Below are 13,030 nucleotides of genomic sequence, written 5' to 3' on the forward strand. Positions count from 1 at the left end.
GATGACGCTCTACTCAAAAAAAGACATTGTGCAGCAGGCACGAAACCTTGCAAAAATGATTTCTGAAACAGAAGAGGTTGATTTTTTCAAACGGGCTGAAGCGCAAATCAATGAGAATGACAAAGTGTCCACAATCGTTAATCAGATTAAAGCCCTGCAAAAGCAGGCTGTCAATCTGAAGCATTATGAAAAGCATGAAGCGCTCAAACAAGTAGAAGCAAAAATTGACGCGCTGCAAGAAGAGCTTGAAGAGATTCCTGTTATCCAGGAATTCAGAGACTCGCAGATGGAAGTAAATGACCTACTGCAGCTCGTTGCACACACCATTTCCAACCAAGTCACAAATGAAATCATCACATCAACCGGAGGCGACCTGCTGAAAGGGGAAACCGGTTCAAAGGTGAAGCATTCAAATAACAGCTGTTCTCTCTAAACACGGTGCCTTTACAGGCCCGTGTTTTTTTATCATTTATGCGGTTATAAATGAACTAAATAATCTATGTACCAAATGTTCAATTGGTTTTTCTGTGCTCAGCCGCGTGTAAACTTTATCGCACTTATAAGTAAAGTTTCTAGGCACACCTGCATACAATGGAACAGAAACTTTGTATTTTTATATTTTATTTATAAAAATGCACACTAGACAAATGCCCAGCATAAGATAACACGAAGAAGAACAAGGAGGCATGCCGGAATGTCTGAATACAGGGAAATTATTACGAAGGCAGTAGTAGCGAAAGGCCGAAAATTCACCCAATGCACCAACACCATCTCGCCTGAGAAAAAACCGAGCAGCATTTTGGGTGGTTGGATTATTAACCACAAGTATGACGCTGAAAAAATTGGAAAAACGGTAGAAATTGAAGGGTATTATGATATAAACGTATGGTACTCTTACGCGGACAACACAAAGACAGAGGTTGTCACAGAACGGGTAAAATACGTAGATGTCATTAAACTCAGATACAGAGACAATAATTACTTAGATGATGAGCATGAAGTGATTGCCAAAGTGCTTCAGCAGCCAAACTGCCTTGAAGTGACCATTTCGCCGAATGGAAATAAAATCGTTGTGCAGGCAGAAAGAGAATTTTTGGCGGAAGTTGTAGGGGAAACAAAGGTAGTTGTTGAGGTCAATCCTGACTGGGAAGAGGACGACGAGGAAGATTGGGAAGATGAGCTTGATGAAGAGCTTGAAGACATCAACCCGGAGTTTTTAGTGGGAGATCCTGAAGAATAAAAAAGGGACTAGGGGAGACAGTACCCCCAAGTCTCTTTTTTATATTGATATATCATTCTTTTATCACTTTTTGTTTATGTTATAATGAAGGTTGGAAAATAGAAACGTTGATACATAGTGAGGGATTAAACAATGGCCGGTTATACGCCTATGATACAGCAATATTTAAAAATAAAGGCAGAGCACCAGGATGCCTTTTTATTTTTTCGCCTGGGTGATTTTTATGAAATGTTTTTTGAGGACGCCAAAAAAGCGTCACAAGAGCTGGAAATTACGTTAACGAGCAGAGATGGCGGTGCGGCTGAAAAAATACCGATGTGCGGTGTGCCGTATCATTCTGCTTCCGCGTATATCGAACAGCTTATTAAAAAAGGATACAAAGTGGCGATCTGTGAACAGACGGAAGATCCGAAAGCCGCAAAGGGCGTTGTGAAAAGAGAAGTGGTTCAGCTGATTACGCCCGGAACTGTAATGGACGGCAAAGGCATCCATGAATCGGAAAATAACTTTATCGCATCTGTTTCAGCCTGCTCGAACGGATACGGGCTTGCGCTGTCTGATTTAACAACGGGAGAAAATTTGGCTGTTCTGATTGAACGGCTTGAAGACGTCATATCAGAAATTTATTCAGTCGGCGCACGGGAAATCGTGGTTTCAGGAAGCTTGGATGCCGATACAGTGGCACAGCTGAGAGAGCGGTGCGGTGCAACGATTTCAATTGAAGACGGAGAAACAGACGAACACGTAACGATCATTGAGCACTTAAATAATGAAGATATAACAAAAACATTTATGCGCTTATATACGTATTTGAAAAGAACCCAAAAGCGCAGCCTTGATCATCTTCAGCCCGTGCAGGTGTATGAGCTTGAGGAAGCGATGAAAATTGACTTATACTCAAAGCGTAATCTGGAGCTGACCGAAACGATCCGTTCGAAAAATAAAAAAGGCTCCCTTTTGTGGCTGCTGGATGAAACAAAAACGGCAATGGGAGGCCGGCTGCTTAAACAGTGGATTGACCGGCCGCTTATCAGAGTCAATCAAATCGAAGAGCGCCAAGAAATGGTGGAAACATTGATGTCCCATTTCTTTGAACGGGAAGATCTGCGTGAACGTTTAAAAGAAGTATATGACTTAGAACGCCTTGCCGGCCGCGTTGCATTCGGAAATGTCAATGCCAGGGATTTGATTCAGCTGAAGGAATCGTTAAAGCAAGTTCCTGGCATCAAACAGCTGGTTGCTTCACTAGCTCATGACAAGGCCAAGGAACGTGCAGAGCGCATTGACCCTTGCGGGGACGTACTTGAACTGCTGGAAGAAGCGCTGTACGAAAACCCTCCTTTATCGGTAAAAGAAGGGAACCTGATTAAAGATGGTTATAATCAAAAGCTTGATGAATATCGTGATGCAAGCAGAAACGGAAAAGACTGGATTGCCCGCCTGGAACAGCAGGAGCGGGAATACACAGGCATTCGTTCTTTAAAGGTCGGCTTTAATAAAGTTTTCGGTTATTACATTGAAGTGACAAAAGCAAATTTGCACTTGCTTGAGGAAGGGCGTTATGAGCGGAAGCAGACGTTAACCAATGCAGAGCGCTACATTACACCTGAATTAAAAGAAAAAGAAGCGCTCATTTTAGAGGCGGAAAATAACATCTGTGAGCTGGAGTACGAGCTGTTTACCGAGCTGCGCGAGAAAGTAAAGCAGTATATTCCGCGGCTACAGCAGCTTGCAAAACAGATGAGCGAGCTGGACGCACTGCAATGCTTTGCGACAATCAGTGAAAATCGTCACTACACGAAACCGGAGTTCTCTAAAGATGAAGTCGAAGTGATTGAAGGCAGACACCCGGTTGTTGAAAAAGTCATGGACAGCCAGGAATATGTCCCGAACAACTGTATGATGGGCGATAACAGACAAATGCTTCTCATTACAGGTCCAAACATGTCAGGGAAAAGCACGTATATGAGACAAATCGCGCTCATTTCCATTATGGCGCAAATCGGCTGCTTTGTACCCGCGAAAAAAGCGGTGCTTCCGATTTTTGATCAAATTTTTACACGAATCGGCGCTGCAGATGATTTGATTTCCGGACAAAGTACATTTATGGTAGAAATGCTTGAAGCGAAAAATGCGATTGTCAACGCGACGAAAAACAGCCTCATTCTGTTTGATGAAATCGGGCGGGGAACGTCCACTTATGACGGTATGGCGCTGGCACAGGCGATTATTGAATATGTTCACGATCATATCGGCGCCAAGACGCTGTTCAGCACACACTATCACGAGCTGACCGTTCTTGAGGACAAGCTGCCCCAGCTAAAAAACGTTCATGTTCGCGCTGAAGAATATAACGGAACGGTTGTCTTTCTTCATCAAATTAAAGAAGGTGCCGCTGATAAAAGCTATGGTATCCATGTAGCTCAGCTTGCCGAACTGCCGGGAGATCTGATTGCACGCGCTCAAGATATTTTAAAAGAGCTTGAGCATTCAGGAAACAAACCGGAAGTGCCGGTGCAGAAGCCTCAGGTGAAAGAAGAGCCGGCACAGCTGTCCTTTTTTGACGAAGCGGAAAAGCCGGCTGAAACACCAAAGCTTTCAAAAAAAGAAAAGCAAGTGATCGATGCTTTCAAATCACTTAATATACTGGATATGACACCGCTTGAAGCGATGAATGAAATGTACAAGCTGCAAAAGAAATTACATTAAAACGGGGTGATGAATGTGGCAAAAGTCATCCAGCTGTCAGATGAGCTTTCAAATAAAATAGCGGCGGGCGAGGTTGTGGAACGGCCCGCCTCAGTCGTCAAAGAATTGGTGGAAAATGCGATCGACGCTGACAGCACAGTCATTGAAATCGATATTGAGGAAGCAGGCCTTGCATCCATTCGGGTTTTGGATAACGGCGAAGGAATGGAGAATGAAGATTGCAAGCGTGCTTTCCGCCGCCACGCAACGAGTAAAATAAAAGATGAAAATGATTTATTCAGGGTGAGAACGCTCGGTTTCAGGGGAGAAGCCCTGCCGAGTATCGCGTCAGTCTCTCATCTGGAGATTACAACAAGCACTGGTGAAGGAGCTGGGACGAAGCTCGTCCTCCAAGGAGGAAACATCATTTCCGAATCGCGTTCCTCAAGCAGGAAGGGAACTGAAATTGTCGTTTCCAACCTGTTTTTTAACACACCGGCCCGTTTGAAATATATGAAAACCGTTCATACAGAGCTTGGAAACATTACAGATGTGGTGAACCGTATTGCTCTGGCGCATCCAGAGGTATCGATCCGCCTGCGCCATCATGGGAAAAACCTGCTTCAAACGAACGGAAACGGAGATGTGCGCCATGTACTGGCAGCGATTTACGGCACGGCTGTCGCCAAAAAAATGCTCCCGCTGCATGTGAGCTCCTTGGATTTTGAAGTAAAGGGATATATCGCCCTCCCAGAGATTACACGGGCGTCGAGAAACTATATGTCGTCTGTGGTCAATGGCCGTTACATTAAAAATTTCCCGCTCGTCAAAGCGGTTCATGAAGGCTATCATACGCTTCTGCCGATCGGACGCCATCCGATTACTTTTATAGAAATTACGATGGACCCGATTTTAGTCGATGTCAACGTGCATCCATCGAAGCTTGAGGTCCGGCTCAGCAAGGAAACAGAGCTTCATGACTTAATACGTGACGGAATTAAAGATGTGTTTAAACAGCAGCAGCTGATTCCGAGTGCCCAGCTCCCGAAAAAATCGGCACCTGTAATCAAAAATGAGCAGCAGTTCATAACCTTTGATGAAAAACCTGCGGAAAAAAAAGTTCCGGAAAAATCGACTGCGTCATCTTATTCACCAATGAAGCTCAGTTCAGTCGTGAAAGAGCCGGTTGATGCGGAGGAAGAATTGCCTCCTCTCCAATTTGATGCTCCTCCTATCGTTGATCAGGAACAAACCCTTGAGGTGTCCGATGTTTCAGCAGAAGAGCCTGAAACATTTGAGCAGGAATGCCATGAGGAACAGCAGCAGCCAGCGTCTGAGCGGGTTCCGATTATGTACCCGATCGGCCAGATGCACGGGACTTATATATTGGCACAAAACGAAAACGGCCTGTATATTATCGATCAGCACGCCGCCCAAGAACGTATTAAATATGAGTACTTTCGTGAAAAGGTGGGGGAGGTTGAGCCTGAGGTGCAGGATATGATTGTACCGCTGACGTTCCACTACTCCACAAATGAGGCTTTGATTATTGAACAGCACAAACAAGAGCTCGAAAGCGTCGGTGTCTTTTTAGAGTCATTCGGCTCTAACAGTTACATCGTCCGTTGCCACCCGGCCTGGTTTCCAAAGGGAGAAGAAGCAGAGCTTATAGAAGAAATCATTCAGCAGGTGCTCGACTCCAAAAATATAGATATTAAAAAACTCCGCGAGGAAGCGGCGATTATGATGAGCTGCAAAGGCTCCATCAAAGCAAATCGCCACCTCAGAAACGACGAAATCAAAGCGCTTCTGGACGACCTCCGAAGCACTTCAGACCCATTTACATGCCCGCACGGCCGCCCGATCATCATACACCATTCCACTTATGAGATGGAAAAGATGTTTAAACGCGTGATGTAGCGGGGTTTGGTGAAGGGCAATATAACCTTTTTCATATTTTTCCTATGCATTTCAAGCATTGAGATATTCTTCGGAATTGCTTAATGCTTTTTTTTATTGTGTTTTTTCAGTGATATGAATTTAAACATTTGAAGTCATCTTGACTGTAGAAAATAAAGACTTACGTCAGCATAGGGAAGTCATTACATGGATTATGACGAAAGAGGAGCGTTTGGACTATATAAAAAAACATCCAATCATCCCAACAGAAGAACCATAGACTAAGCTGCAAGTTTTCCCAATGAACGATTGGATGTGATAACAGTCATCTAGTAGACGTCACCCGTATGGAAAAATAGAAACTCAACACTTTTATTATACCTTTCGGGGGCGTTCACACTGAACTGTCCAAAACATATAGAAAATCTGGAACAGGTATTTAATCAAATTGAAAATGACAAAAATTACGTCATTGTGATTGACAGAAACAATAGATCATTCAAATTAATGGAAATGCCGGAGCACGGGAAAACCATAGTGCAAACGTCGAAAGGTGATCTTTCAAGAATTGATTTTGAAATCGGCTATAAAATGTGACGCAGAGAGGCCGGTCCTCTCTGCGAAATGGGAGGAACGGGTATGGATAAATTACAGGAAATTAAAGCACGTATTTCAAAACTAAAAGGCTATGAAAATGCTAAGCCGACAGATCAATATTGGATGGCTAAAAGGCATATTGACTTTCTGATTGATCGGACTGAACTGTCTGTTAAACAGCAAGAAATCATTGGGGAAAACAAGCGTCAGCAGGAAATACTGTACATCAATTCCGGCAGGCTCAAAAGGACATTCAGCATCTAAGCGGGGATAGGAAACGATACAAACAGGCATTAGAGAAGATCATAACAAATCTCAATTTCGCGATAACAGTTGCCCAAAATGAATTGGAGGGTGATGCGAAATGAATGAGTTATCAGATAAACAAACTTGCCCGTACTGCAATTACACAGAAGAAGATTCCTACTCTAATTGGGATTCAGACAGTGACGGAATTGTAACATGCACGAGTTGCCATAAGGAATACTTTTCATTGCCTCACTATCATTTTGAGGGGTGGCAAGTTGAAAGAATTTGCGAAGAGTGCGGACATGAAGAAAGCGAATGCCTTTGCGAGGTGGAATGATTCCTTACAAGTAGAACTTCAGCGGACAGTCAAAGCCACGAAGGACGAAGCGATGACAGTTGAGCAGGCGGCGGAATATTTGAAAGTACATCCAGATTACATACCGGTGCTCGTGGCAAAGTCAGACGATCTGAAAATGATCGGTGATGAAACAATTATTGTAAAAAGAGACAAAACAAATGGCTGGCTGGTCGGGGCATGCGTGGGGCTTTTCTTCTTCGCTGTTTGTGTCCTGCGGGGATTGGCGGGATGACGTGTTCAAAAATATGAGAGAGGGGAAGGTCCCCTCATAATTTTTACTCAACAGTAACGTAAACAGCACCTAATACAGAACCATTACTTTTAAAGAGAGTAATCGTAGCATTGCCCTTGTGGTTAGCGGTTATTATCCCTCTAGAAGATACAGATGCAACATACGAATTATCACTTGCAAAGCTTGTGGCTAGCGGTTCTCTAATTTCATGTTGATTTGGCCCTCCCTGAAGATAGAGGGTAACAGAATAGCTCTGAATAGAAATTTTATCTGAGACAGAAACATGCTTAGCTTCTTGAATTTGTGTCGGAGAGTTATTTACTTCCTTAGCAGATGCTACACCACTAACTGACAAAGCTAAAGCAGAAATCGATAAAGTGGAAACAACTGTTTTTTTGAAATTCATTTTAAACACTCCTTTTGAATTTTTGTGTTACACCATAAGGATTCAACGAAAGTAATTATTTCCCTTGTAAATAAATGTTAATTATTTGTGAATTGTTTTATGATCAAATACAGCTGCCTTGAATTTGGTCACAAAGAATTAGATATAAAAATCCGCCCAAATGCACGCTGCCCGAAATGCGGCTGCAGCTTGGGGCGTTGAGAAGGAAATTATAAGTTGATAAAATAGGATGAAGAGGAAAATATTGAAGTATGGAAGTGGGAAGATTGAAATGGAAAAAAAATTAAGTGAATTATTAAGTTATTTTGAAGTGCCTAGCTACGTTATTTTGCTAGTTGGTCTCGCTTTGTATCTGATTAGGATTTTAAACCCCATTACTCTTTTTTCTTCGAATGTTGTTGAACAGAGGTTGTTTTCAAAAGAACAAATGTTTAGTTTGAAAGTAATTAAACATATTTTGAATACGTTATTTTGGGTGATTGTTTTATATCCAACAACATTTTATCTCAGGGATTTTATACCTGGACCTAATGATTTTTATTCCTATGTGATTGTATTTGTTGGTGGAATTATATGGGGCGTAGTGAAAATAATAAATGAAGGAGCTTTTTCAAAAATCAAGTCTAGTAGACTATGTAAAGGTTTATTTGTTTTAGTTTTTATTATTTGTTTAATACTTTTCTATATGGAGTTTTATAGCTTCATTATAGATTTACCATTTTCGGAAAAGGATAAGTTTAACCTGAAAGTTTTTGGGTGGAGTATGCTTGTTTTATTCTTATTTACACTTCCAATTCCTTTTATTTTAAAACCTATTTCCAAAATTATTAAATGGTCAAGCGAACAAATCGTTTATATAGAAGATGAAAAAAAACAAAAATGGTATATTTTATATTCAATAAATAAAGAGACTGTCTTGTTAGGAAATAAAAATGACCATAGATTATGCACTAAAACTATGATCAAGAGGAAAGAAGAACTATATAACACACCTATCGAGATGGTTAAACCTGATAAATAAATCCAAGACGGAAAGTCTGCGGACACTGAACTTACAGCATTAGCGCTGTTTGTTTGGTGTCCGTTTTTTATTTGAACGGAGGGATGCCATGAAGAAGAGGAAGAAAAAGTCCAATAAAAACGCGCAGGAGCGCTTAGAATGGTTTTGGCGGAGAAAGATGGGTCAAGATAGGCAAACACTTAAAGAGGCAAAAGCGGAGCTTTAAGACGCAAATAAACGGGAGGGTAAAAATATGAATCAATTAACATTAAACATTCCTCAGATTGACGAAGAAACGACTAAATTAAAAGCAGAGTAGCTGATGGATCAATACCGGTTATATCTCTTACAGGTATCAGATGATTTTTTGCCAAAAGTTACACCTACTTACAGCATTGTTCCGCCAAGCATCACGAATGAGTTTCATTCCTCAACAGAAGAGGCAGCGTTAAAACGTCTTGATTGGGAGATTCAGCGTGATAAATTCCTAAAAAGGATTCAAAGAGCTGTTAACCGTCTTTCTCAAAGAGAACGGCAAATCATTGTCATGCTCTATATGCAGCCGGAAGAAATGTATGATTATGAAGTGTATGCAGAAATGGACCTGAGCCAGCGCAGCTATTATCGTGTGAAAGCAAAAGCTCTCTACCGGCTGGCATTTGCTCTGAGAGAAGAAGTATACAAGAAAGGGGCAGCTTCTTAATGAATTTTGTTCAGCCTATACGTGATCCGGAATGTATCTTCTACATCAAGAGGTTTTTAAAAGAGCAAAACATGAGGAATTACATGCTATTCGTGACCGGTATCAATTCAGGGCTCCGCATCTCAGATATTCTGCAGCTGAGAGTAAGAGACGCCAAACGTCCTTATTTCAATCTCATTGAGAAGAAAACGAAAAAGAAAAAGAGAATCGACATGACGCCAGCTCTTCAAAGAGAATTTAAGGTCTATGTCGAAGGGAAAGAGGATCATGAGTTTCTCTTTAAAAGCAGAGAAGGAATCAACAAACCGATATCCCGGTCGATGGCTTACAAGATTCTCAGGGCTGCTGCTGAGTATGTTGGTTTAGACGACATCGGCACGCATACATTGAGGAAAACATTTGGCTATCACTTTTACAAACAAACGAAGGACGTTGCTATGCTGCAGGAGATATTTAATCACTCAGACCAACGGACAACCCTTAGATACATCGGAATCAATCAAGACGCCATGAACAACGCTATGAAGAAATTCAAAATATAACCAGGCTCATCCAAAACAACAAGGATGGGCCTTTTTCTTTGCATTTTCCGTCAATTCCTCAAAAATAACAGGTGTGTAATTCATTTTAGGGATATTGGTTAAAAACAGAGAAGACAAGGGGTTGGCTCAGTTCGACGAGTTGCACAGTATAAAACATATGGGTAATTCAATATTGATAATATGCCGATAAGTAAGTACATTATAATATATGAATAATTTAGGAGATGTGATCTGTGCTTAACTTATTAAATCAGGGGTGGATTGGTTCATTAATAGGACTTTTCGGTATTTTATTTGCAATTTATTCTCATTATAAAAACAGAAAAGTAAATGAACTGACATATACATTCAAAAGTGAAAGAGTAGTTGGAAAAAACGATAAAGCTCCGGAAGATATAGAAATTATTTTTAAGGGAAAGTCTGTTGAAAGAGTAACCAACACTCAAATGACTGTTTGGAATAGTGGAAATGTTACTATTGAGGGGAAAAACATTGTAGAAAAAGATCCTGTTAGAATAGAAATTAGTGAGGGACAAGAAATTATTTCTGCAACCATATTGGAAAAAAGCAGTGATGCAAATGATTTTATAATTAAAATAGATGAAAATAACCCTAACATTCTAGAAGTGAAATTTGATTATTTAGATGCTTCGGATGGTGCTGTAATTGAAATATTACATACAGATGATAAAAATTTTTATAAATTAAAAGGGTCAATTAAGGGGTTAAAATCATTTTACTCTTTCTCAACACTTGAATCACCTTCTGTACGTTTATTACCTTTTTTCACTTTACTGGTAGTGAGTCTTTTGGGGTTAGCGTCAGCTTATGTAATAACCGACACTAATTCTTCCAATATCTTTTCTATTATTATGTTAATACTTAATATATTGGGATTGTTATTTGCAACTATTAATTTTGTTTTTTTAAGAAACAAGAGAAGGAAGAAACCGAAAAAACTTATAATTTAAAAAAATGGCATAATCTTGGCAGGATAACGGCACTCCATTTTCTTTAAAGTGAGTTATTATGGTAATAGGTAATAGATCAAGGGAGCGGCACTGCTGATAAGCGGGGTCGCTTTTTTTATTCTCTTCAAACTGCATCGGTTAACAGTTATCTGAATCACAGAAAACGTTCGACAAATTTTGCAAATTGTTCCTTTGTTCATTCCCTTCACCGATAATAAGGGGGAGGTGAAACAGTGTGGACGAACTTATAAAAACTTTCGGTGTACTACCCACCGCATTAACAGCTGCAGCAGCTATTATAGTACCATTTATTACTTTTATTTTAGGTAGAATCAATGAAGATCATAAAGTTAAGTTTGAATACAGAACTTTTATGGTGATGGATGAGATAACAGGAAAATACCATCTTAAAAATGCTCCTTTTGTAAAGAAGGGGTCCAAGTTATTATTGCCAAAGAGCTACGAGAGTTTAGAGAAATTTATAATAGGAAAAAGACTAGATCAAGATGAGAATTTCACTGATGTATCTAGATTTAACTATTTACAGGTAAGGACTGTTGGGAAAAGTATTATTACAGGTGGATACATTAAAATAAAATTAGGTAACGATGATGAGAGTATAATAGAAACATCTTTGCCATTTATGCTTCCCGATGATGAGGTTTATATCCCACTGGATATAACTCATGAGAATGTTACTAATCGCAAATATGGAATTAAAAGAATAGATGTTTGGTATCAATTGCAAACAGGACAACGGATGAAATATAAAAGTGTAAGATCATTTAAAGAGGAAGAAAACGAGACAATCATTAAAGATAGTCATAGTGTAAAAAAATTTCATTTATATTACTGGAGGATACAAAATTTAAGAGGAAAGAATATGGGATGGTATTATCTAAATTTAAATAAAGACGAACAAAAGAACCCTTCTAACTGAAGGGTTTTTATATTCTCTGTAAACTGCTTCCGGTAAATCTCAGGATAGACAATTGGCGGTTAACGGCTTGAGTACGGTGGCAGTTTAGAAAGAATATGATTGGAGGGAGTTAAGTGCAAAAGAATATATTGAGAAACAAAGTCTATGAGCAAGCGCGTCGCACTTTAGAAAAGGAGATACCATCTCTTGAAGAATCAATAAAAGGTATAGAGCAAAGGATGGAACACCTAAAAAAAGAAAAGGATCGCCTCTGTAAAATGTTAGACGAAGATAAAGAATTTGTAGAAGAGGCTAGTGAAAATTTCGGGTTTGTTAGACATTTCTTCTTGGGTTATGAGGGTTCTCAATGTGGGTGGTTATTGTTTTTAAATAAAGAATTTTTATCTGATACAGACGGTTTTTCATATGAAGCAATGATCAAAAAAAGAGATGCTGATAGAGAACATGGACTGCGTCCTCAAACATTGATCGATGCTGGAGTGTTTAAACTATGAAGAAAGCTTTGAAGCCCTGTAATGAAACTGGCTGTCCCAACCTGACGCGAGAGGGATACTGCGAACAACACAAGCGTATCAAGCCGGCCTATGATCAATACCGGGAGTCCGCTGCTAAGCGTGGATATAACAGCAAGTGGAGGCAGGCGCGTCTTGGCTATCTGTCAAAGCATCCGTTCTGTGTATCATGCATGATGGAAGGTAGACGGGTGCCGGCAACAGTAGTCGATCATATCAACCCGCACAAAGGAGACATGAAACTCTTTTGGGACTCTAGCAACTGGCAGCCACTATGTGCGCCGTGCCACAGCAGAAAGACAGCGAAGGAGGATGGAGGATTTGGGAACAGAACATCAAACGTGCATGTGTGATGAATGTGGAACAATGCTCTTAGTTAAAGGATGCTCGAAGGTTAGGAAGCATGACGAAGGAATCCGTGAGCATTATATCAAGTGTCCTCGGTGTCGGACTGAGTATACATCCTATTACACCAACGCTGACATAAGACGTATGCAACAGAAGGTAAAGAAACTGTTTGCTCTTCGTGCAACGATGAAAAAGGAAACAGCATTCGATCTGTATACAAAGAAATTAAAAGAAGCACAAAAGAAATTAGAAGCCGCAATGCTGCAGTTGAAAGAGGAAATGAGCACCCCCCACCCTAAAATCTCTGAGGGGTGAACGCCGGAGACCGCGCTCCCCTCCCCATTT

General features: G+C 40.4%; 15 protein-coding genes and 1 pseudogene. 15 read left to right on the top strand and 1 reads right to left on the bottom strand.

Annotation, left to right across the window (positions count from 1 at the left end; translation table 11 throughout):
• Window position 1: 1 nt before the first annotated feature.
• From ricA to MHH79_RS09145, 7 genes and pseudogenes are all read left to right on the top strand, one after another.
• Entirely contained in the window at window positions 2-433 is a 432-nt protein-coding gene (ricA, locus tag MHH79_RS09115; protein WP_003231834.1) for a regulatory iron-sulfur-containing complex subunit RicA, read from the top strand.
• A 261-nt stretch (window positions 434-694) separates the two neighbouring features.
• A complete protein-coding gene (cotE, locus tag MHH79_RS09120; protein ID WP_003231833.1) occupies window positions 695-1,240 on the top strand; it encodes an outer spore coat protein CotE in 546 nt (181 codons plus the stop codon).
• Window positions 1,241-1,372: 132 nt separating this feature from the next.
• A complete protein-coding gene (mutS, locus tag MHH79_RS09125; RefSeq protein ID WP_033883742.1) occupies window positions 1,373-3,949 on the top strand; it encodes a DNA mismatch repair protein MutS in 2,577 nt (858 codons plus the stop codon).
• Between the two features lie 15 nt (window positions 3,950-3,964).
• A complete protein-coding gene (gene mutL / locus MHH79_RS09130; protein WP_100506572.1) occupies window positions 3,965-5,848 on the top strand; it encodes a DNA mismatch repair endonuclease MutL in 1,884 nt (627 codons plus the stop codon).
• A 405-nt stretch (window positions 5,849-6,253) separates the two neighbouring features.
• Window positions 6,254-6,424, top strand: a complete 171-nt coding sequence (locus MHH79_RS09135) for an XtrA/YqaO family protein (RefSeq protein ID WP_285840569.1) — start codon at window positions 6,254-6,256, stop codon at window positions 6,422-6,424.
• A gap of 42 nt (window positions 6,425-6,466) precedes the next feature.
• Window positions 6,467-6,792, top strand: a pseudogene (locus MHH79_RS09140) (VWA domain-containing protein).
• A 183-nt stretch (window positions 6,793-6,975) separates the two neighbouring features.
• Window positions 6,976-7,263, top strand: coding sequence for a YrzE family protein (locus MHH79_RS09145; protein ID WP_100506575.1), 288 nt, complete (start codon window positions 6,976-6,978; stop codon window positions 7,261-7,263).
• Between the two features lie 43 nt (window positions 7,264-7,306).
• Here the strand turns inward: MHH79_RS09145 and MHH79_RS09150 are convergent, their stop codons facing one another.
• Window positions 7,307-7,669, bottom strand: coding sequence for an Ig-like domain-containing protein (locus tag MHH79_RS09150; protein WP_100506576.1), 363 nt, complete (start codon window positions 7,667-7,669; stop codon window positions 7,307-7,309).
• Window positions 7,670-7,940: 271 nt separating this feature from the next.
• Here MHH79_RS09150 and MHH79_RS09155 point away from each other — a divergent pair, with 271 nt between their 5' ends.
• From MHH79_RS09155 to MHH79_RS09190, 8 genes are all read left to right on the top strand, one after another.
• Window positions 7,941-8,690 carry a hypothetical protein gene (locus MHH79_RS09155; protein WP_157799635.1) on the top strand — a complete coding sequence of 250 codons (750 nt, stop codon included), beginning with the start codon at window positions 7,941-7,943 and terminating at the stop codon, window positions 8,688-8,690.
• A 301-nt stretch (window positions 8,691-8,991) separates the two neighbouring features.
• A complete protein-coding gene (locus MHH79_RS09160) occupies window positions 8,992-9,372 on the top strand; it encodes an ArpU family phage packaging/lysis transcriptional regulator (protein WP_340035091.1) in 381 nt (126 codons plus the stop codon).
• Complete coding sequence (locus tag MHH79_RS09165; protein WP_340035092.1) at window positions 9,372-9,914, top strand: tyrosine-type recombinase/integrase; 543 nt, start codon at window positions 9,372-9,374, stop codon at window positions 9,912-9,914. Before MHH79_RS09160 ends, MHH79_RS09165 begins: the two co-directional genes overlap by 1 nt.
• 233 nt (window positions 9,915-10,147) lie before the next feature.
• Window positions 10,148-10,885 carry a hypothetical protein gene (locus MHH79_RS09170; protein WP_326205448.1) on the top strand — a complete coding sequence of 246 codons (738 nt, stop codon included), beginning with the start codon at window positions 10,148-10,150 and terminating at the stop codon, window positions 10,883-10,885.
• Between the two features lie 235 nt (window positions 10,886-11,120).
• Window positions 11,121-11,825, top strand: coding sequence for a hypothetical protein (locus MHH79_RS09175; protein ID WP_340035093.1), 705 nt, complete (start codon window positions 11,121-11,123; stop codon window positions 11,823-11,825).
• 113 nt (window positions 11,826-11,938) lie between these two features.
• Window positions 11,939-12,319, top strand: coding sequence for a hypothetical protein (locus MHH79_RS09180; RefSeq protein WP_276735221.1), 381 nt, complete (start codon window positions 11,939-11,941; stop codon window positions 12,317-12,319).
• On the top strand, window positions 12,316-12,690 hold the full coding sequence (locus MHH79_RS09185) for an HNH endonuclease signature motif containing protein (RefSeq protein WP_276735224.1): 375 nt from the start codon (window positions 12,316-12,318) through the stop codon (window positions 12,688-12,690). The genes MHH79_RS09180 and MHH79_RS09185 overlap by 4 nt, the downstream gene beginning before the upstream one ends.
• The gene (locus MHH79_RS09190; RefSeq protein ID WP_268462900.1) at window positions 12,650-13,000 is read left to right on the top strand and encodes a transglycosylase; all 351 of its coding nucleotides are present in this window, start codon (window positions 12,650-12,652) and stop codon (window positions 12,998-13,000) included. Before MHH79_RS09185 ends, MHH79_RS09190 begins: the two co-directional genes overlap by 41 nt.
• Window positions 13,001-13,030: the final 30 nt, after the last annotated feature.

It is taken from the genome of Bacillus sp. FSL K6-0993 (assembly GCF_037977205.1).
GTDB lineage: Bacteria > Bacillota > Bacilli > Bacillales > Bacillaceae > Bacillus > Bacillus subtilis.